Consider the following 20,291-nt stretch of genomic DNA (forward strand, 5'->3'; position numbering starts at 1 on the left):
GCTATCTCTCCGGCTGTTCGGGGGTGTTGTCGAGGGCGTGGCCCACGAGGGTGAGCAGCGAGTCGAGGACCGTGACCCGGCGGCGGGCGTCCATGATCACGACGGGGACGTGCGGGGGAACGCTGAGCGCCTCGCGGACGTCCTCGGGCTCGTAGGACCGGGTGCCCTCGAAGTGGTTGACGGCCACGACGTACGGCAGTCCGCAGCTCTCGAAGTAGTCGAGGGCGGGGAAGCTGTCGGGCAGCCGGCGGGTGTCGGCGAGCACGATCCCGCCGATGGCCCCGCGGACCAGGTCGTCCCACATGAACCAGAAGCGCTCCTGGCCGGGGGTGCCGTACACGTACAGGACGAGGTCCTCGTCGAGCGTGATGCGGCCGAAGTCCATCGCGACGGTGGTGGTGTTCTTCTCCGGGGTGGCGGAGAGGTCGTCGGTGGGGGTGCTGGCCTCGGTCATCAGCGCTTCGGTGCGCAGCGGGGTGATCTCGGAGACGGCGCCGACGAAGGTGGTCTTGCCGACTCCGAAGCCCCCCGCGACGACGACCTTGACGGCGATCGGGGCGCGGGAGCGGTCGTACTGCCAGGGCTGCACGCCCTCTTCGGCCTCTAGGGGGAGGCCGGCCGGGGGGTCAAAGACGGCGGAGCCCACTGAGCACCCTTTCGAGCAGTGCGCGGTCGGGCCGGGAGCTGCCGTGCCCCGTGCCGTAGACGCGGATCCTTCCCTGGTCGGCGAGGTCGCTGACGAGCACGCGGACCACGCCGAGCGGCAGCTTGAGCAGGGCCGATATCTCGGCCACCGTGCGCATCCGGCGGCAGACCTCGACGATGGCCCGCATCTCGGGCATCTTGACGGGCGCCTCGGCGAGCGCCCTGCCGTCGAGGGTGGCCACGAAGGTCTCGACGAGCAGGACGTGTCCGAAGCGGGTGCGCCCGCCCGTCAGGGAGTAGGGGCGGACGCGGGCGGGGCGGCGGTCGGCTCCGCGTATCGGAAGCCGGTCGCTCACGGCGTTCTCTCCATGGACTGCCGCAGCTCGCTGCGGACTTCGGGGGTCAGGACGTGGCCGGCGCGGCCGACGAACAGGGCCATGTGGTAGGCGACGACGCTCATGTCGCAGTCGGGGGTGGCGTGCACGCCGAGCAGCGAGCCGTCGCTGATCGCCATGACGAACACGCTGCCGTTCTCCATCGACACCATGGTCTGCTTGACGCCCCCGGCGTCCATGAGCTGGGCGGCCCCGTACGTGAGGCTGCCGAGCCCGGAGACGATGGTCGCGAGGTCGGCGGAGGCTCCGCGCGGCCCCTTCGTCTCCTTGCGGGGGGACTCGGCGAGCCCGGGGTCGGAGGACAGGAGCAGGAGCCCGTCCGAGGAGACCACGGCGACGGAGATCAGCCCTGGCACCTCCTCGACCAGGTCGGTCAGCAGCCACTGCAGATTGCGGGCCTGCGTGCTCAGTCCGTACGTACTGGGCGCGGTCACGTGCGTGCCTCCTCGACGGTGTCCCCCTCGTCCTTCGCCCGCTCGGCGAGCTCGGCGTCAACCACCCGCCGGCCGTCGCGGGCCCCCTGATAGAACCCCCCGAGACGGCGCCGCAGTTCCTCGGCGTCAATCCGTGGGGCGGTCTTTCGCTCGCTGGTGGGAGCGGACTCGACGATGCGGGGGGTGCGCTTGGGCAGCCCCTTGTCGGTGAGCCGGTACGGTTCCCCGTCCGCGTCGGCCGGTGCGGGGGCCTGCGGCTGGTCCTGCGGGATCCCCTGCGGGTGCTCGGCCGGGTGCTCCTGCGGGACCTCGGCGGGGCCGGCCTGGCGGGGCAGCGGGGCGGCGATGACCCAGCCGTCCGCGTCGGCGCCGGTGTCCGCGCCGGCAGCCGTGTCCGCGCCGGCTTCGGCGGCGGGCTCCGCGCCGGGCTCGGGCGCGGGGACGTGGAACACCTGCACGGACGGGGGGAGTTCTGCCTCTGCGGGCGGGTCCACCTCGAAGACCTGCCGGCGCGAGACCACGGGCTCGGGACCGGCGGGCGGGTGCTCCTGCGGGGCGGCGGGGTCGGCCGCCTCCGCGTCCGCGGGCGCCGCGGCGACGGGGTCGGCCGGGGCGGCGTAGCCGTGGGCGTGGCCGTGGCCGTACGCGTCGGTCTCCCCGGCGGCGTCCGTACCGGCGGCCGGGGCCTCCGCACGGAACACCTGGTCGGCCGGGGGCAGGGCGCCCCCGGACTCGGCGTACCCGTGGCCGTACGGCCCTTCGGGGGCCCCGGCGGCGGGGGCGGCCTGGGTGGCCTCGTCTGCCTCGATGGCTTCGATGTCGTGGAATGCCGGTCCGGCGGGCTCCTGCGGCCCCGCGGGGGCGTGGTCCGCAGCAGGGAGCGGTCCGGCGGCGAAGGCCTCGCCACCACCGGCCTGCGCCGGGACGCCGTACTCCGCACCGGCCTGCGCGGGGACCGTGTGCCCTGCACCGGACCCGTCCGCGGCGGTCTGCACCGGACCGGCCTCGTCCGCAGCGGGCGCATCCGGCTCGGAGGCGTCCGGCTCGGAGGCAGCCGCCTCGAACACATCCGCCTCGACGGCGTCCCCCGCGAACCCGTCCGCCGCGAAGCCGTCCGCCTCGAACCCGTCCGCAGCGGGCCCGTCCTTCGGGGCGGCGTCCGCCGCCTCCGGGGGGGCGGCTGCGAAGGCCTGTTCGGCCAGGGTGATGGCCGGGTCCGGGTGGCGGTGGCGGGACGGGAGCTCGTGGGAGTTGGCCTCCGCGACCGCGCCCGGCAGGTGCAGGGCGGGCGCGCCCGGTACGTCGGGCGTGTGCTCCGGGGCGACGGGCGCCTCGGGCAGCAGGGCGGAGGGGACGACGACCAGCGCCTCCGTGCCGCCGCCGCGGCGGGCCCGCAGCTCGGCGGTGACCCCGTGCCGGGCGGCGAGCCGGCCGGCCACGTACAGGCCGAGGCCCAGGCCGTGCTCGGACTCCTCGTCGTGCTCGTACGCGTCGGGGTCGGCCAGCCGCTCGTTCAGTGCGGTGAGCCGGTCCCCGGTGACGCCGATGCCCTCGTCCTGGACGGAGACGACGACCTCGCCGCCGTCCGTCAGCCACGCGGAGACCTTCACCTTGGCGTCGGGCGGGGAGAAGGTGGTGGCGTTCTCCAGCAGTTCGGCGACCACGTGCGAGACGTCGTCGGCGGCGTGCCCGGCGACCTGCGCGTACGGGGGCAGGCTCTGGAGCTCGACGCGCTCGTAGCGCTCGATCTCGCTGACGGCGGCGCGCATGACGTCGACGAGCGGGACCGGCCCGGCGTGCCCGTGGGCGTGCTCCTGTCCGGCGAGGACGAGCAGGTTCTCGTTGTGGCGGCGCATGACGGTCGCCAGGTGGTCGACCTTGAAGAGGGTGGCGAGCCGGTCGGGGTCCTGCTCCTTGGCCTCCATCTGCTCGATCACCGCGAGCTGCCGCTCGACGAGTCCGAGGGTGCGCAGCGAGAGGGAGACGGAGGTGGTGGACATGACCCGGCGGTACTCGGCCAGGTTGGCGCGGAGCTCGCCGAGCTCCTTGTCGAGGGCGGTCTTCGCGGCGCTCAGGGTGTCGTTGCGGTCGATGAGGCGGCGGCGGTCCGCGTCGAGGCCGGCGATCCGGGTGTGCAGGGAGGTCGACAGGGCCTCGTTGCGGGCCTGCATGGCGTTCAGGGAGCGCACCACGGCGGCGAACTCGTCGTTGCGGCCGATGAAGCGGACCGGGTCGGCGGTGCCCTCGGGGTCGGCCAGCCGCTCCGCGCCGCGCTTGAGCACGGACAGCGGGCGGGTCAGGGTGCGGGCCACGCCGGTGGAGACGCCGATGGCGGTGAGGAACAGCAGGCCGACGAGGGCGAGCAGCACCTCCAGCTCGGTGACGTCGTCGTCGCGCAGGGCGGCGAGGGCGGTGGCGCGCTCGGCGGCGAGGGTGGCCTCGACCGAGCGCATCCGGTCGATGCGGGCGGTGAGCGCGGCGGCGACGGCGGCGGGGTCGACCTTGCGGTCCTCGCCGGTACGGGCGGTCAGGCCGGCGCCGTCGGAGAGCTTGGCGAGGTAGCCGTCGGCGGCCTTGACCTCGGGGCCGGTGACGGTGGCGGCGAGGGTCTCGCGGACGTCGGAGCCGGCGGCGCGGGCGAAGTCGTCGAGGGCGGCCTGCTCGCGCACGCGGGCGCGGCGGGCCGCGGAGTCCAGTTCCTCGCGGGCCTTGTCCTCGGGGGTGGGCCCGGCTTCCTCGTACCGGCCGGTGTCCGGGTTGTAGACGCTCTCCGGCTCTTCGCCCGCGGGGACGGCCAGCGCGGCGAGGAGGAGTCCGCGGGTGGCGGAGGCCTGCTCGACGGCCTGGCCGAGGGGGTCGAGGGCGCGGGCGGTGGCCAGTGCCCCGGCGGCGCGGCGCGGGGTGCGCTCGGCGAGTTCGGCGGAGGGGGCGAGGAGTTCGCCGATGACCTCGGAGTAGGCCTGGTGGGCGGCGAGGGCGGTGCCCTTGCCCTCGAGGGCGGCGCTGCGGACGGCGGTGACGCGCACGAGGGCGCGGCGGAGGTCCTCGTCGGCCTCGGGGCGGGCCTCGGTGATGGCCTGCTCGACGCGGGCGACGCGGTCCTGCACGGTCTTCCTGCCGGCGTTCTCCCGGCCGTCTGCGACGAACTCCACGGCCGCGTCGCGCTCGTCGGAGAGCGCGTGGACGAGGCTGAGGGCCTGCCGGGTGTGCTCGGCGAGGTTGACCAGCCGCTGGGACTCGTTCAGCTCTGCCGAGGCGGAGACGGCGGCCGGGGCCCCCGCGCCGAGCACGGTGAGGCCGACCACGGCGACGCCGAGGACGAGGCGGGTGCGTACGCGGACGGCGCGGCCGTCGGCTCCGCCGCCCGCGGCACCTGCGGTGCGCTCGGGCCCTGCCGTGCCGCTGCCGTTCCTCCGAGACCGCTTGTTCTGCACCGGTGCTCGCAATCCTGTTTACGTGTTACTCGTCTGCTCTCCCCGCGGACCGCGTCCGGAGGCTACCTGGCCGAGGTGACGGCCGGTCAACAAGTAAACGCCCCTGCCCCCTCGTACCGCTTCAGACCATTCCAAGTGTGTTTGGGAGACAGGCGTGCATTGCCGGCCCGGCCACTCGAACGAGTGAACATCAGGTGCGAGTTGGCGATCAACTCGGGCCCGCTCCCGCGGGGGCCGCCCCGTGGACGGGTGGTTGAAACATCGATGCGGCCTTTGGCAGGATGCCCGCCCACAGGTGTGCGGACCCTCCGCTTCCGTACCGGCCGGTCGGCCGCACCGCCCGGAAGCCCGCCCTGACCTGCGGGAACGCCGAGCGCTCCACGGAGTTCACCCAGCCACCCGCCAGAACGGGACAACTCGGGCAGACTGTGGCCATGCGCATCGAGCTCGCCTCCGCCCCCGGCGATCCGCAACGCCCCAACGAGGACTGGGTGTCCGGGGTCGTCCCGGCCCCCGGCGGCGGTGGAGTGCTGGTCGCACTGGACGGGGTGACTCCGCCTCCGGACGGGGACGGCTGCCGGCACGGGGTCCCGTGGTTCACGGCCCGGCTCGGCGGCCGGCTGACCGAACTGTCCGGTTCGCGGCGGGACATGACGCTTGCGCAGGTCCTGGCCGCGTCCATCCTCGCGACCGCGGACGACCACCGCGGGAGCTGTGACCTTTCTCACGTCCGCACCCCGCAGGCGACGGTGGTCCTGGTGCGCTGGGACGGGGTCCGCGTGGAGCACCTGGTGCTGTCCGATGCGGTCCTGCTGCTGCGCTCCCCCGCGGGCGCGGTGCGGGCGGTGCTCGACGGGCGGCTGGACCGGGTGCCGCGGGAGGTCCTGCGCTCGCGGGCGGCGACGGACGCCCTGCGCAACTCCGGGGACCGGGCCGGGGCCTTCTTCACCGCGGCGGCGGATCCGGCGGTGGCGGCGCGCGCGGTGACGGGGACCAGCCCGCGCGGGGAGGTGGCGGCGGTGGCCGCCCTGACGGACGGGGCGAGCCGCTGGACGGACACGTTCCGCGCGGGTGGCTGGGCCGAGTGCATGGCCGTCCTGGCCGCGGAGGGCCCGCAGGGGCTGATCGACCGCGTACGGGCGCTGGAGTCCGGACCGGACGCCGTACGCGTACCCGGGCCCGTACCAGGCTCCGTACCGGGGCCCTGTCCGGCCCCGCGGCCGCGCGGCAAGCGGCACGACGACGCCTCCGCGGTCTACGCCGAACTCTGACGATGCCGCTGTGCGGCAGTTCCGGCCCGCTGCGGGGGCCGGGGTCGGGTCAGGACTCCCCGCCCTGGTTCAGCTGGTGCAGCAGCCTCGCCAGCTCGGCGACCTCCCCCCGGTCCCACCCGGCCAGCTTGCGCATGTACTTCTCGCGGCGCGCGGAGCGCACCTTCAGGAAGCGCTCGCGGCCCTCGGGGGTGAGGCCGACCAGGAAGGCCCGCCCGTCGGCGGGGTCCGGTTCGCGGGCGACGAGCCCGAGGTCCTCCAGGGCGTGCAGCTGCCGGCTCATGGTGGCCTTGCCGACGCCGAAGTACGCGGCGAGCTCGGTGGCCCGCTGCCGGCCCGCGTCCTCCAGGCGCACCAGCAGCCCGTAGGCGGCCGGTTCCAGTTCGGGGTGGAGCTCGCGCGCCATCTCGCCGGACGACGCCCGCGCGCGCCGGAGGAAGACGGACAGCTCCCGCTCCAGCGCGAGGAACTCCTGCTCTCCGCTGTCCTGCACGTCGGCTCCCCTCGTGGCCCCTCAGGGCGGCTCCGGCCACCCGGCCGGCACGGACAGTATTTCGCAGCGTGCCGCCCGCCTCCCCCGCAGCCGGGGGGAGGCGGGCGGCGCGCTGCCGTCGGGGGCGGCGGTACGGGCGGTCAGGCGGCGGCCGGCACCGCCGCCGGGGCCGCGGCCAGCGCGATCTCCAGCACCTGGCGCACGTCCGTCACCGGGTGCACCTCCAGCTTCTCCAGCACCTCGGCGGGTACGTCGTCCAGGTCGGCCTCGTTCCGCTTCGGGATCACCACGGTCCGGATCCCGGCCCGGTGCGCCGCCAGCAGCTTCTGCTTGACCCCGCCGATGGGCAGGACGCGCCCGGTCAGCGAGACCTCGCCGGTCATGGCCACGTCGGTGCGGACCTGCCGCCCGGACAGCAGCGAGGCGAGCGCGGTGGTCATGGTGATGCCCGCGCTGGGCCCGTCCTTGGGGACGGCGCCCGCCGGGAAGTGGATGTGCACGCCCCGGTCCTTGAGGTCGGCCACGGGCAGCTCCAGCTCCGCGCCGTGCGAGCGCAGGAAGCTGAGGGCGATCCGGGCGGACTCCTGCATCACGTCGCCCAGCTGCCCGGTGAGGGTCAGCCCGGTTCCCCCGGTCTCCGGGTCGGCGAGGGACGCCTCGACGAAGAGCACGTCGCCGCCCGCCCCGGTGACGGCCAGCCCGGTGGCCACGCCGGGTACGGCGGTCCGGCGCTCGGCGGGGTCCTGGGCGGACTCGGGCACGTGGTGCGGCCGCCCGATCAGGGCGCGCAGGCCGTCCGCGGCCACGGTCAGCGGCAGCTCCCGCTCGCCCAGCTCGTGCTGGGCGGCGACCTTGCGCAGCAGCCGGGCGAGGGACCGCTCCAGGGTGCGCACCCCCGCCTCGCGGGTGTACTCGCCGGCCAGGCTGCGCAGGGCGTCCTCGGTCAGGGCCACCTCCTCGGCCGCGAGCCCGGCCCGCTCCAGCTGGCGGGGCAGCAGGTGGTCGCGGGCGATGACCACCTTCTCGTCCTCGGTGTAGCCGTCCAGGCGGACCAGGTCCATCCGGTCGAGCAGGGGCTCGGGGATGGCCTCCAGGACGTTGGCGGTGGCGAGGAAGACCACGTCGCTGAGGTCGAGCTCCACCTCCAGGTAGTGGTCGCGGAAGGTGTGGTTCTGCGCCGGGTCCAGGACCTCCAGCAGGGCGGCGGCCGGGTCCCCGCGGAAGTCCGAGCCGACCTTGTCGATCTCGTCGAGGAGGACCACCGGGTTCATGGTCCCGGCCTCCTTGATCGCCCGGACGATGCGGCCGGGCAGCGCGCCGACGTACGTGCGCCGGTGGCCGCGGATCTCGGCCTCGTCCCGTACGCCGCCCAGGGATACCCGGACGAACGACCGGCCCATCGCGTGCGCCACGGACTCGCCCAGGGAGGTCTTGCCCACGCCGGGCGGGCCGACCAGGGCCAGCACGGCCCCGCCGCGCCGCCCGCCGACCAGGCCGAGCCCGCGCCCGGCCCGCCGCTTGCGGACGGCGAGGTACTCGGTGATGCGGTCCTTCACGTCGTCGAGGCCCGCGTGCTCGGCGTCGAGGACGGCGCGGGCGCCGCGGATGTCGTAGGCGTCCTCCGTCCGCTCGCTCCAGGGCAGTTCGAGGACGGTGTCCAGCCAGGTCCGGATCCAGGCGCCCTCGGGGTTCTGGTCGCTGGAGCGCTCCAGCTTGTCGACCTCCTTGAGGGCGGCCTCCCGCACCTTCTCCGGCAGGTCTGCGGCCTCGACGCGGGCCCGGTAGTCGTCGGAGTCCTCGCCCTCGGCCTCGCCGTTGAGCTCGCGCAGCTCCTTGCGTACGGCGTCCAGCTGGCGGCGCAGCAGGAACTCGCGCTGCTGCTTGTCCACCCCCTCCTGCACGTCCTTGGCGATGGACTCGGCCACGTCCTGCTCGGCCAGGTGCTCGCCGAGCTGCCGCACGGCCAGCCGGAGCCGGGCGACGGGGTCGGGGGTCTCCAGCAGCTCCACCTTCTGGGCGGTGGTCAGGAAGGGCGAGTAGCCGGAGTTGTCCGCGAGGGCGGAGACCCCCTCGATCTGCTGGACCCGGTCCACGACCTGCCAGGCGCCGCGCTTCTTGAGCCAGCTGGTGGCGAGCGCCTTGTACTCCTTGACCAGCTCGGTGACGGAGCCGGGCAGCGGATCGGGCACGTGCTCCGGGACCGTCTCGCCCTCCACCCACAGCGCGGCCCCCGGCCCGGTGGTCCCGGCACCGATGCGGACCCGGGAGCGGCCGCGGACCAGGGCCCCGGGGTCCCCGTCGGAGAGCCGCCCGACCTGTTCGACGGTGCCGAGGACGCCGGTCGCGGCGTACGTGCCGTCGATGCGCGGGACGAGCAGGACGCGGGGCTTGCCGGACCCGGCCGCGGCGTGGGCGGCCTGCGCGGCTTCAATGGCGGCCCGCACTTCCGCGTCGGAGAGGTCCAGCGGCACCACCATCCCGGGCAGCACGACCTCCTCGTCGAGCGGCAGCACGGGCAGGGTGAGCGGTGCGGGCATCGAAGCCATGATCTTCCCTCCGGCAGTCAACTTGAGCTATGCCGACTCAATGCTTCTGCGCGGCCTGGTGTTCCCCCACTCCCGTTCGCTGTGGGCGAACAGCTCCTGCCGACCGCCCGGCCGGCCCTCGGGGCCGCCCCTCCGGGCACCCGCCGGGGCGGGCGTACAGGGAGACCCGGGCGCCGTGCAGGACGGCCGCCGAGCAGAGCTCGAAGCGGCTCGCGAGGGCCTGCCGCTTGGCGGCCTCCCGCGGGTACGGGTCCTGCGGCTGGTCCGGCGGGTCGGAGAGGACCAGCACCCGCGGGGCCGCGAGCAGCGCCGCCCGGATCCCGGCCGGGGGCAGCTCGGTGCCCTGGAGGGTGCGCGAGGCGGCCGGGGACCGGGCGAGGGCGAGGTCGTCCAGCCCGGCGTACACCCCGGGGGCGGACAGCAGCCACTCGCGGCGGCGGGCGGGCAGGAAGAGCACCGGGTCCCCGGGCCGGGCCAGCTGGCGCACCGTCCGCGCCACCGCCGCCGCGTCGTCCTTGCGGCTGTCGGGCGTGCGCAGCCACCAGGACCAGGGCAGCAGGACGGCCAGCAGGGCGAGTGCGGCGGCGGCCCGCAGCGCCCGCCGGGGCGGGTACGGGGGCGCAGCCGCCCGGACGGACCCCGCCCGCGGCCTCACCCGCGCCCCGGCGAGCAGGGCGAGCCCGGCCAGGGAGTAGAGCACGTACCGGTCGACGTACCAGGGCCTGACCAGCGCGGACGCGGTGAGCAGCAGCCCGGGCGGGAGCAGGAGCAGCGGCAGGGCGAACCGTACGAGCGGCCGGTCCGCGCCCCGCGCCAGCAGCAGCCCGGCCGCGGCGGCCGCGGCGTACGCCGACCAGGCCGCCCAGGACGGCGGGCCGAGCCAGCCGAGCTGGGCGGCCGCCTGCCGGGAGCCGAGCGCGGCGAGCGGCGCGGCCAGGGCCAGGACGGCCGCCGCGGCCCGCCGCCAGCCGGGACGGCGCCAGGCGGTGCACGCGTGCGCGCACAGGAGCAGCGCCGCGAAGACGTGCAGCCAGCAGGCCAGGGCGAGCACGAGGGCGTACGCCGTCCAGCGGGCCCGCAGCAGCAGCGGGCCGGACCAGGCCGCGGCGGCGGCGACCAGGGCGTAGGAGCGGCCCTCCTGGGCGTAGGCCTGGACGGGCGGCAGGGCCGCGTACACCAGTCCGGCGGCGAGTCCGGCCCGGTCGCCGCTCAGGAGCCGCCCGGTGGCGGCCACCCCGGCGGCGGCGAGGGCGGTGGCGGCGGCGGAGGGCAGCCGCAGGGCGGTGAGGCCGCCGTCCCAGAGGCCGAAGACCCCGTGCATGAGCAGGTAGTACAGGCCGTGGACGGCGTCCACCTCGGACAGCAGCCCGGCCAGCGGCCCCAGGGGCCGGTGCGCGACCTGCACGGTGACGGACTCGTCCCGCCACAGCGAGCCGCCGCGGCGGATGCCCCAGAGGGCCAGCGCGAGGGCGGCCAGGGCGGGGACGAGGAGGACGGCGGCGGGGCGGAGGCGGCCCGGGCCGCCGTCCCCGGCCGGGGGGTGTTCGCTGCGGCGCATGGCTGCCTCCGGGGGACGGCTGGGCGGACGGGACGGGTGCCGGGGGGGCCGGCGGGGGCCTGCGGGGGCCGCACCGGCCCCGGCGGTGCGGCCGGATTCCGGCGGACGCGGGCCCGTACGGACCCGGCCCGCCGCGGCCGTGCGCGGCCGGCCCCGCCGGCCCCCGGATCCGCCGCGCCGGACCGGCTGACGGACCGGGGGCGCAGACCCATACTCAGAACTTCCGGACGGTCTCGGGGTTGCGGCGCGGAGGTGGGGGCGTGGACACACGGTCGGGAGCGCAGCCGGACGGGCGTGCGGGCAGGGGTACGGGCGCGGGCCGGGCCGTCCGGGCGGGCCGGGCCGCAGGGGCCGCGGCGGCGGCGTGCGCGCTGCTGGCGGCCTGCACCTTCTCGGCCGGGCCGGACGCCGGGCCCGGCACGGCCTCCCTGACCGTCGGCCCGGTGCCGACCGTCGCCTTCTCGACCCCCGCGCCGGGTTCCCCGTCCCCCGCGGACCCGGCGGACCCGTCCCCGGCGGCCCCGCCCGCCCGCGCCGGCCAGCGCCTGGTGGCGGTCACCCGCAGCGGCGGGCTCACGGGCGCCGAGCACAGGAGCGTGCTGGTCGCGGGCGACGGCTCGTACCGGCTGCTCGACCGCGGGAAGGAGACCGGCAGGGGCCGGATGGCGGCCGCCGCCCTGGCCCGGCTGCGCGCGGCGCTGGCGGCGGCGCGGTTCCCGGAGCTGCCCCGGGTGGCCTTCGACGAGCAGGTCCCGGACGCGTTCACGTACGCGTTCGTGCACGGCGGGTACGAGGTGGCCGCCCAGGACGGCTCGATGCCGCCGGAACTGTCCGCCGTCCTCGCCGCCCTCCCCCGCTTCTAGGCCGTCCCTTCCCGCCGAAGGGATGCGGAATGCCTGATTCAGCTGGGTACGGGCCCATGAGCGACCGCTTGCCCGGGCCGTCCTGACCTGGCACCACCCGCATGGCCCAGCCTGGGGGACTCCTTTACGCTGCTCACCATCACGCGGGATCTTTGGACGCGTAAGCGCAGTGGAGTACGGCGGAACAGGGGCGGGGCCATGGACCAGACGAACACCCACAACGCGGCGGCGGCGACCCCCGGCGCCCAGCGCCGGGTCCTGGTGGTCGAGGACGACCAGACCATCGCCGAGGCCATCGCCGCCCGACTGCGCGCCGAGGGCTTCCAGGTGCAGACCGCCGCGGACGGCCCGGCGGCCGTCGCGGCCACCGAGACCTGGCAGCCCGACCTGCTCGTGCTGGACGTGATGCTGCCCGGGTTCGACGGGCTGGAGGTCTGCCGCCGGGTCCAGGCCAGGCGGCCCGTACCCGTGCTGATGCTGACCGCCCGCGACGACGAGACGGACATGCTGGTCGGGCTCGGGGTCGGGGCGGACGACTACATGACGAAGCCGTTCTCCATGCGGGAGCTGGCCGCCCGGGTGCACGTGCTGCTGCGCCGGGTGGAGCGGGCCGCCATCGCGGCCACCGCCCCGCGGGCCGGCACCCTGCGCCTGGGGGACCTGGAGATCGACCACGCGCAGCGCCGGGTCCGGGTGCAGGCCGAGGACGTGCACCTGACCCCGACCGAGTTCGACCTGCTGGCCTGTCTGGCCGGCACCCCGCGCGCGGTGCTCTCCCGCGAGCAGCTGCTCGCGGAGGTCTGGGACTGGGCCGACGCCTCCGGGACCCGGACCGTCGACAGCCACATCAAGGCCCTGCGCCGGAAGATCGGCGCCGAGCGGATCCGCACCGTGCACGGCGTGGGGTACGCGCTGGAGACCCCGGCGCCGTGACGCACGGGCCCGGGGCGGGGCCGCGCCGGACCACGCTGCGGCCGTTCTCGATCAAGACGAAGCTCGGCACGCTGGTCGTGGTGTCGGTCTTCATCACCACGGGGCTGCTGATGGTGGCCCTGCGCACCGACACCGAGCTGCGGTTCATCACGGTGTTCTCGGTGATCGCCTCGATGCTGATCACCCAGTTCGTGGCGCACAGCATGACGGCGCCGCTGGACGAGATGACCATCGTGGCCCGCTCGATCTCCCGCGGGGACTTCACCCGGCGGGTGGTGGGCGCCGACCGTCGCGACGAGCTCGGCGAGCTCGCCGCGACCATCAATGTCATGGCGGACGACCTGGAGGCCGTGGACCGGCACCGCAAGGAGCTGGTCGCCAACGTCTCCCACGAGCTGCGCACGCCGATCGCGGCCCTGCGGGCGGTCCTGGAGAACGTGGTCGACGGGGTATCGGAACCCGACGGCGAGACCATGCGGACCATGCTCAAGCAGACCGAGCGGCTCGGCGGGCTGGTGGAGACCCTGCTGGACCTGTCGCGGGTGGACAACGGGGTCGTACCGCTGAAGGCCCGCCGCTTCGAGGTCTGGCCGTACCTGTCCGGGATCCTGAAGGAGGCCGGGCTCGCGGCCGCGGGCCGGCCGGGGCTGACCACCGGTTCGGGCAGCCACACCCGCAAGGACGTCCACCTGCACCTGGACGTCTTCCCGCCCGAGCTGACCGCCCACGCCGATGCGGAGCGCCTCCACCAGGTCGTGGCCAACCTGATCGACAACGCCGTCAAGCACAGCCCCCAGCACGGCCGCGTCACCGTCCGCGCCCGCCGCGGCCAGGACGCGGAGGCGCTGGTGCTGGAGGTGCAGGACGAGGGCCCCGGCATCCCGGAGGCCGAGCGGCACCGGGTCTTCGAGCGGTTCAACCGGGGCAGCTCCACCGGGGACGGCGGTACGGGGCTGGGGCTGGCCATCGCCCGCTGGGCCGTCGGCCTGCACGGCGGGGACATCGGCGTGGCCGAATCCCCCCGCGGGTGCCGGATCAGGGTCACTCTTCCGGGAGCACGGAAACCGGCGGGTTGACGTAGGGTTCGAGTCAGGAAGCTGAGATCTCGGCCACACGTGCAGGGGATCCGTCGCGGGGTGCGCGCCAGGTGGCCGCAACCTCGATGACGCGTACGCGAACCACGCTTGTTTCCCGCCATTTCGAACGGCGAAACCCGCCGTTCGATGTGACTTGCACGACGGATGTCCCGCCCGGTCTGCATCTGACGGCCGGGGAGGCGTAGCCTTTATTCCCGCTGTCCATCACCTTGTGAAGCGGAAGAGGGCGGTTGCCGCCGTGTCGCCACAGTCCCCCAGTAACCCGAGCACCACGACCGAACCAGGGGGCGGGAACAACCCCGCCTCAGGCTTCGGCGCCAACGAGTGGCTCGTCGACGAGATCTACCAGCAGTACCTCCAGGACCCGAATTCGGTCGACCGCGCCTGGTGGGACTTCTTCGCCGACTACAAGCCGGGCGGCCAGGCCGCTGCGGCCAAGGCGGAGGATCCCGTGACGGCCGCAGCGCCGGCGGCACCGGAGGGCGGGCCCGCACAGTCCGCTCCCGCGCCCACGGCCGTGCAGCCCCCCCGCACCGCAGAAACCGCCGCGCCCTCTCCGGCCACTGCTGCTGCTTCAGCTCCTGCCTCTGCTCCTGCTAAGCCCTCTGGTGCCCCTGCTGTGACTGTCACCTCCCAGACCCCGGCGGCCGCACCCGCCGCGCCGGTCACCCCTGCCCAGGCCACCGCCCCGGCCGCCGCACCCGCTGCCAAGGCTCCTGCCGCGCCCACCACTGGGGCCCCCGCGGGCCCCGAGCTGGTGACGCTCCGCGGCCCCGCCGCCGCCGTGGCGAAGAACATGAACGCCTCCCTGGAGGTGCCGACGGCCACGTCCGTCCGCGCCGTCCCGGTGAAGCTGCTGTTCGACAACCGCATCGTCATCAACAACCACCTCAAGCGGGCCCGGGGCGGGAAGATCTCCTTCACGCACCTCATCGGCTTCGCGATGGTGCAGGCCATCAAGGCCATGCCGGGCATGAACTACTCCTTCGCGGAGAAGGACGGCAAGCCCACGCTGGTCAAGCCGGAGCACGTGAACTTCGGCCTCGCCATCGACCTGGTCAAGCCGAACGGCGACCGCCAGCTCGTCGTCGCCGGCATCAAGAAGGCCGAGACCCTCGACTTCTTCGAGTTCTGGCAGGCGTACGAGGACATCGTCCGCCGCGCCCGCATCGGCAAGCTGACGATGGACGACTTCACCGGCGTCACCGTCTCGCTGACCAACCCCGGCGGCCTGGGCACCGTCCACTCCGTGCCCCGCCTGATGCCCGGACAGTCGGTCATCATGGGCGTCGGCTCCATGGACTACCCCGCCGAGTTCCAGGGCACCTCGCAGGACACCCTGAACAAGCTGGGCATCTCCAAGGTCATGACCCTGACCTCGACCTACGACCACCGGGTCATCCAGGGCGCGGCCTCCGGCGAGTTCCTGCGGATCGTCGCGAACCTGCTCCTCGGCGAGGACGGCTTCTACGACCGCGTCTTCGAGTCGCTGCGCATCCCGTACGAGCCGGTCCGCTGGCTGCGGGACATCGACGCCTCGCACGACGACGACGTCACGAAGGCCGCCCGCGTCTTCGAGCTGATCCACTCCTACCGGGTCCGCGGCCACGTCATGGCCGACACCGACCCGCTGGAGTACAAGCAGCGCAAGCACCCCGACCTCGACATCACCGAGCACGGGCTCACCCTGTGGGACCTGGAGCGCGAGTTCGCGGTCGGCGGGTTCTCCGGCAAGTCGATGATGAAGCTGCGCGACATCCTCGGCGTGCTGCGCGACTCGTACTGCCGCACCACCGGCGTCGAGTTCATGCACATCCAGGACCCGAAGCAGCGCAAGTGGATCCAGGACCGCATCGAGCGCCCGCACACCAAGCCGGAGCGCGAGGAGCAGCTGCGCATCCTGCGCCGCCTGAACGCCGCCGAGGCCTTCGAGACCTTCCTGCAGACGAAGTACGTCGGCCAGAAGCGCTTCTCCCTGGAGGGCGGCGAGTCCGTCATCCCGCTGCTCGACGCCGTCATCGACTCGGCCGCCGAGGCCCGCCTCGACGAGGTCGCCATCGGCATGGCCCACCGCGGCCGCCTGAACGTCCTGGCGAACATCGTCGGCAAGTCGTACGCGCAGATCTTCCGCGAGTTCGAGGGCAACCTCGACCCGAAGTCCATGCACGGCTCCGGCGACGTCAAGTACCACCTGGGCGCCGAGGGCACCTTCACGGGCCTCGACGGGGAGCAGATCAAGGTCTCGCTCGTCGCGAACCCCTCGCACCTGGAGGCGGTGGACCCGGTCCTGGAGGGCGTGGTCCGCGCCAAGCAGGACCTGATCAACAAGGGCGGCACGGACTTCACCGTCCTGCCGGTGGCCCTGCACGGCGACGCGGCCTTCGCGGGCCAGGGCGTGGTGGCAGAGACCCTGAACATGTCGCAGCTGCGGGGCTACCGCACCGGCGGCACGGTCCACATCGTCATCAACAACCAGGTCGGTTTCACCGCCGCCCCGACGTCCTCGCGCTCCTCGATGTACGCCACCGACGTGGCCCGCATGATCGAGGCGCCGATCTTCCACGTGAACGGCGACGACCCGGAGGCCGTGGTCCGCGTGGCGCGGCTGGCCTTCGAGTTCCGCCAGGCGTTCAACAAGGACGTCGTCATCGACCTCATCTGCTACCGCCGCCGCGGTCACAACGAGGCCGACAACCCGTCCTTCACGCAGCCGCTGATGTACGACCTGATCGACAAGAAGCGCTCGGTGCGCAAGCTGTACACCGAGTCCCTGATCGGCCGCGGCGACATCACGCTGGAAGAGGCCGAGCAGGCGCTGCAGGACTTCCAGGGGCAGCTGGAGAAGGTGTTCGCGGAGGTCCGCGAGGCCGCCGGCCAGCCGGCCGCCGCGGTCGTGGTCCCCGAGGCGACCCCGCAGTTCCCGGTGGCCGTGAACACGGCGATCTCCCAGGAGGTCGTCAAGCGGATCGCCGAGTCCCAGGTCAACATCCCCGAGCGGATCACCGTCCACCCGCGCCTGCTGCCGCAGATCCAGCGCCGTGCGGCGATGATCGACGACGGCACGATCGACTGGGCGATGGGCGAGACCCTGGCCTTCGGCTCGCTGCTGCTGGAGGGCACCCCGGTCCGGCTGTCCGGCCAGGACTCCCGCCGCGGCACCTTCGGCCAGCGGCACGCGGTCCTGGTGGACCGGGAGACCGGCGAGGACTACACCCCGCTGCTCTACCTGTCCGAGGACCAGGCGCGCTACAACGTCTACGACTCGCTGCTCTCCGAGTACGCGGCCATGGGCTTCGAGTACGGCTACTCGCTCGCCCGCCCGGACGCGCTCGTCCTGTGGGAGGCGCAGTTCGGCGACTTCGTCAACGGCGCGCAGACCGTCGTCGACGAGTTCATCTCCTCCGCCGAGCAGAAGTGGGGCCAGACCTCCGGCGTCACGCTGCTGCTGCCGCACGGCTACGAGGGCCAGGGCCCGGACCACTCGTCCGCCCGCCCGGAGCGCTTCCTCCAGATGTGCGCGCAGGACAACATGACGGTCGCGATGCCGACGCTGCCGTCGAACTACTTCCACCTGCTGCGCTGGCAGGTCCACAACCCGCACCACAAGCCGCTCGTCGTCTTCACCCCGAAGTCGATGCTGCGCCTGAAGGCGGCGGCGTCGAAGGCCGAGGAGTTCACCGCCGGCGCGTTCCGCCCGGTGATCGGCGACACGACGGTGGACCCGAACGCGGTCCGCAAGGTCGTGTTCTGCGCGGGCAAGGTCTACTACGACCTGGAGGCCGAGCGCGAGAAGCGCGGCATCACGGACACCGCGATCATCCGCATCGAGCGCCTGTACCCGCTGCCGGGTGCCGAGCTCCAGGCGGAGATCGCCAAGTTCCCGAACGCCGCGAAGTACATCTGGGCGCAGGAGGAGCCGGCGAACCAGGGTGCGTGGCCGTTCATCGCGCTGAACCTGATCGACCACCTGGACCTGGCCGTCGGTGCCGACATCCCCGCGGGCGAGCGCCTGCGCCGGATCTCGCGTCCGCACGGCTCGTCCCCGGCGGTCGGCAGCGCGAAGCGCCACCAGGCCGAGCAGGCGCAGCTGATCAACGAGGTCTTCGAGGCCTGATCCGCTGCGGCCCGCGGGCCGCTCCCGGTGTGCGGAAGGCCGGCTCCCCGTCCGGGGGGCCGGCCTTCCGGCGTGTCCGGGACCGGTCGGGGGATCGCCCGGGCCCGGGGCGGGGGCGCTTCAGGGACCGGCGAGGCCCGGGTGCTCCTCGCGCCAGGCGCGGTGCTCGCGGGCGAGGGTGCGGCGGGCGGCCTCGTAGTGCCCGCCGGGGGGCGGGAGTTCGTCCATGGCCCGTTCGGCGGCGGCCATGGCGGAGGTGAACTCCCTTCCGGCCGGGGTGAGTTCCGGGGAGGCCGCGAGGCCGGGCAGGACGGCGGCGACCCGGGTGCGGCAGCGGGCGTGGTGGGTCCAGGCGCCGCGGGCCCCGTAGAGCGCGGCGCGCTGCCAGTACCCGGCGAGGGCGAGGTGGGCGTACGTGCCGTGCAGGAGGGCGCCCAGGGGGCGGGGCTCCTCCTCCCAGGGGGCCCAGTGGCGCGGGGTGCGGTCGCCGGTGTGCAGGGCGAGGAGGGTGCCCAGGTCGGCGATCTTGGCGTACTGGACCTCGTGGACGAGGGTCGCGGCGAGGGCGGGCGGGGCCTGGCCGCGGGCGAGCACGGCGCCGGGGGCCCCGGGCAGGACGGCGCCGGCGGCGGGGGCGGCCCCGGAGAGCGGGACCACGCTGCGCAGCAGCCGGCCGGCCTCGTCCGCGCGCTCGGTGTCGTAGCGGCCCAGGAGGGTCAGGGCGCCGGTCCACTGGGTGTCCCAGCGCTTGTGGCCGCGGGGGGTGAGCCGGCGGGCGGCGCGGGACTCGGAGCTGCGGCCCCCGGCCGCGGCCCGGTAGGGGTCGAGGTCGTCGAGGGAGGTCCGGCCGCCGGGCAGGGCGTGCAGGGGCAGGGCGGCCGGGTCGTCGGGGTCCCAGGAGCCCTGGGTGAGGGTGTGGGGGCCCGGGCGGGGCGGACGGAGCGCCCCGAGGGTGGGCAGGGGGATGCGGCCCTGTACGGGCTTCACGACGGCGCTGAAGGCCAGGCCCGCGCGGAGGGCGGCGGCCGCCGCGAGGCAGCCGAGGTGGCCGAGGTCGGGCGGGGGCCCGCCGGGGGTGCGCAGCCTGCGCAGGGTCTCGGCGGCCCAGAGCCCGGTGGCGGGGTAGTGCAGGACGTCCCGGACGGGTTCGGGGGCGTACCGCTCGGCCTCTTCGAGGAGGGCCCGGTGCTCGGCGGAGGGGCCGGGCGGGGCGGCGTCGAGTACGGCGTCCAGCAGGCGCAGGCGCCTCGTGCGGCGGGCGTCCTGGATGAGCCGGGTGCCCTCGGGGGTGGGCTCGGTGCCGGCGAGGGCCCGCAGGACGGCGGTGGGCACGGTGCGGGGCGGGTCGCCCGTGGTGCCGGCGTGCCTCATGGTGCCCCTCCCGCTGCGGATCCCCCATCCCTGCCCGGCCCCGGGCACCCGCTAACGCCGGAATGCAGTCAACGGGCCTCGGCCACCGGGCCCGCCGCGGCGGCGCACTATCCTGGCGTGGGCGCGCCCCGGTGCGCCCCGTACGACCGACCACCCCTCTCATCCGGCACGGAGCCTGTTGTGTACTTCACCGATCGCGGCATCGAGGAACTGGAGAAGCGGCGCGGCGAGGAGGAGGTCACCTTCGAGTGGCTCGCCGAACAGCTCCGCACCTTCGTCGACCTGAACCCGGACTTCGAGGTCCCGGTGGAGCGCCTGGCCACCTGGCTGGCCCGCCTGGACGACGAGGACGAGGACGAGGAGTAGGCCGGAAACCCGGCGGTGCACCCCGGCCGCGGGGGAAAGCTGCCCCGGTAGGCGGAGCCGGCCGACCGGGGCGGTCTCAGTCCTCGCCGGGCACGGGAACGACGAACCCGCGCACGGGCTCCGTCTCCTCGGATTCCCGCATCGCCGCGACGAGGTCGGCGTACCTGGGGTCGATCCACTCGGTCATGGCCGCAGCCTAGTACCGCCGTTGGCCTTCGGCTTCGGGATGATGACGATCGGCCCGCCGTCGTCCGAGTGCTGGCATGACGCCGCCACCGGCACGGTCGGGTCCTGGGGCCCCTGCCACAGCTCGTGGTCGACCCGGTACCCGGCCGCCGCCATGGCCGCGGTCGTCCGCTCCAGGACGTCGGGATTGTAGCGGGCCGGGTCGGGGCGCTCGGGCACGTGGTGCAGGAACCCGCCACCGAGGCGGCCGCACAGGTCGTGGTAGAGGCCCGTGTGCAGGATGAGCGCGTGCCAGCCCTCGTCCACGACCCGGGAGGGGACCAGCGGGGCCGGGCTCGCGGCGGCCGCAGCCAGGAACGCCAACGCCTCCCGCAGGATCCTCGTCGCGTGCTCCTGGTCCATGCCCGGGTTGTTGCCCATCACGGTGTACAGCACGTCGGAGAAGGCCGCGTCGGACAGCAGCGCGCGCGGGTCGCGGACGGCGACGGCGGTGACTCCGCCGGCGGGCTTCACCGCGCACGGCGGCGGGGGCGGGGCGGGCTGGTGCCGGCAGGACGACATGGTTCCTCCTGTGGGTGGTGCGGG

The 20,291-nt window shown here is 74.7% G+C and carries 15 protein-coding genes; 6 read left to right on the forward strand and 9 right to left on the reverse strand.

Features of this window, described 5'->3' with window-relative positions:
* Nucleotide 1: 1 nt before the first annotated feature.
* Genes ACZ7JZ_RS19405 through ACZ7JZ_RS19420 form a run of 4 tightly spaced genes read right to left on the reverse strand, consistent with a single transcriptional unit; the run spans nucleotide 2 to nucleotide 4,908 of the window.
* Nucleotides 2-646, reverse strand: a complete 645-nt coding sequence (locus tag ACZ7JZ_RS19405; RefSeq protein ID WP_470940717.1) for a GTP-binding protein — start codon at nucleotides 644-646, stop codon at nucleotides 2-4.
* The gene (locus ACZ7JZ_RS19410; protein ID WP_470940719.1) at nucleotides 627-1,001 is read right to left on the reverse strand and encodes a DUF742 domain-containing protein; all 375 of its coding nucleotides are present in this window, start codon (nucleotides 999-1,001) and stop codon (nucleotides 627-629) included. Before ACZ7JZ_RS19410 ends, ACZ7JZ_RS19405 begins: the two co-directional genes overlap by 20 nt.
* Nucleotides 998-1,474 carry a roadblock/LC7 domain-containing protein gene (locus ACZ7JZ_RS19415; protein WP_470940721.1) on the reverse strand — a complete coding sequence of 159 codons (477 nt, stop codon included), beginning with the start codon at nucleotides 1,472-1,474 and terminating at the stop codon, nucleotides 998-1,000. Before ACZ7JZ_RS19415 ends, ACZ7JZ_RS19410 begins: the two co-directional genes overlap by 4 nt.
* On the reverse strand, nucleotides 1,471-4,908 hold the full coding sequence (locus ACZ7JZ_RS19420; protein WP_470940723.1) for a nitrate- and nitrite sensing domain-containing protein: 3,438 nt from the start codon (nucleotides 4,906-4,908) through the stop codon (nucleotides 1,471-1,473). The genes ACZ7JZ_RS19415 and ACZ7JZ_RS19420 overlap by 4 nt, the downstream gene beginning before the upstream one ends.
* A gap of 434 nt (nucleotides 4,909-5,342) precedes the next feature.
* Between ACZ7JZ_RS19420 and ACZ7JZ_RS19425 the strand changes: the two genes are divergently transcribed.
* A complete protein-coding gene (locus tag ACZ7JZ_RS19425) occupies nucleotides 5,343-6,179 on the forward strand; it encodes a hypothetical protein (protein WP_470940725.1) in 837 nt (278 codons plus the stop codon).
* A gap of 49 nt (nucleotides 6,180-6,228) precedes the next feature.
* Here the strand turns inward: ACZ7JZ_RS19425 and ACZ7JZ_RS19430 are convergent, their stop codons facing one another.
* The 3 genes from ACZ7JZ_RS19430 to ACZ7JZ_RS19440 all read right to left on the reverse strand — a co-directional run bounded on the left by ACZ7JZ_RS19430 (nucleotide 6,229) and on the right by ACZ7JZ_RS19440 (nucleotide 10,776).
* Nucleotides 6,229-6,672 carry a MarR family winged helix-turn-helix transcriptional regulator gene (locus ACZ7JZ_RS19430; protein WP_470940727.1) on the reverse strand — a complete coding sequence of 148 codons (444 nt, stop codon included), beginning with the start codon at nucleotides 6,670-6,672 and terminating at the stop codon, nucleotides 6,229-6,231.
* Between the two features lie 140 nt (nucleotides 6,673-6,812).
* On the reverse strand, nucleotides 6,813-9,218 hold the full coding sequence (lon, locus tag ACZ7JZ_RS19435) for an endopeptidase La (protein ID WP_470940729.1): 2,406 nt from the start codon (nucleotides 9,216-9,218) through the stop codon (nucleotides 6,813-6,815).
* A 37-nt stretch (nucleotides 9,219-9,255) separates the two neighbouring features.
* Entirely contained in the window at nucleotides 9,256-10,776 is a 1,521-nt protein-coding gene (locus ACZ7JZ_RS19440) for a glycosyltransferase family 39 protein (RefSeq protein WP_470940731.1), read from the reverse strand.
* Between the two features lie 260 nt (nucleotides 10,777-11,036).
* On the opposite strand from ACZ7JZ_RS19440, the gene ACZ7JZ_RS19445 reads away from it, so the two are divergent.
* The 4 genes from ACZ7JZ_RS19445 to ACZ7JZ_RS19460 all read left to right on the forward strand — a co-directional run bounded on the left by ACZ7JZ_RS19445 (nucleotide 11,037) and on the right by ACZ7JZ_RS19460 (nucleotide 17,783).
* On the forward strand, nucleotides 11,037-11,639 hold the full coding sequence (locus tag ACZ7JZ_RS19445) for a hypothetical protein (protein WP_470940733.1): 603 nt from the start codon (nucleotides 11,037-11,039) through the stop codon (nucleotides 11,637-11,639).
* A gap of 198 nt (nucleotides 11,640-11,837) precedes the next feature.
* Nucleotides 11,838-12,572 carry a response regulator transcription factor gene (locus tag ACZ7JZ_RS19450; RefSeq protein WP_470940734.1) on the forward strand — a complete coding sequence of 245 codons (735 nt, stop codon included), beginning with the start codon at nucleotides 11,838-11,840 and terminating at the stop codon, nucleotides 12,570-12,572.
* Nucleotides 12,569-13,648, forward strand: a complete 1,080-nt coding sequence (locus ACZ7JZ_RS19455) for a HAMP domain-containing sensor histidine kinase (protein ID WP_470940736.1) — start codon at nucleotides 12,569-12,571, stop codon at nucleotides 13,646-13,648. Before ACZ7JZ_RS19450 ends, ACZ7JZ_RS19455 begins: the two co-directional genes overlap by 4 nt.
* A gap of 259 nt (nucleotides 13,649-13,907) precedes the next feature.
* Complete coding sequence (locus tag ACZ7JZ_RS19460) at nucleotides 13,908-17,783, forward strand: multifunctional oxoglutarate decarboxylase/oxoglutarate dehydrogenase thiamine pyrophosphate-binding subunit/dihydrolipoyllysine-residue succinyltransferase subunit (RefSeq protein WP_470940738.1); 3,876 nt, start codon at nucleotides 13,908-13,910, stop codon at nucleotides 17,781-17,783.
* Nucleotides 17,784-17,903: 120 nt separating this feature from the next.
* Here ACZ7JZ_RS19460 and ACZ7JZ_RS19465 read toward each other — a convergent pair whose 3' ends face one another.
* Complete coding sequence (locus tag ACZ7JZ_RS19465; RefSeq protein WP_470940740.1) at nucleotides 17,904-19,154, reverse strand: aKG-HExxH-type peptide beta-hydroxylase; 1,251 nt, start codon at nucleotides 19,152-19,154, stop codon at nucleotides 17,904-17,906.
* A gap of 180 nt (nucleotides 19,155-19,334) precedes the next feature.
* Here ACZ7JZ_RS19465 and ACZ7JZ_RS19470 point away from each other — a divergent pair, with 180 nt between their 5' ends.
* Nucleotides 19,335-19,520 (forward strand): DUF6104 family protein, encoded by a 186-nt coding sequence (locus ACZ7JZ_RS19470; protein WP_030190019.1) that lies wholly within the window; start codon nucleotides 19,335-19,337, stop codon nucleotides 19,518-19,520.
* Between the two features lie 183 nt (nucleotides 19,521-19,703).
* Here ACZ7JZ_RS19470 and ACZ7JZ_RS19475 read toward each other — a convergent pair whose 3' ends face one another.
* Complete coding sequence (locus ACZ7JZ_RS19475) at nucleotides 19,704-20,267, reverse strand: glycine-rich domain-containing protein (protein ID WP_470940742.1); 564 nt, start codon at nucleotides 20,265-20,267, stop codon at nucleotides 19,704-19,706.
* Nucleotides 20,268-20,291: the final 24 nt, after the last annotated feature.

It is taken from the genome of Streptomyces sp. NPDC038213 (genome assembly GCF_055600495.1).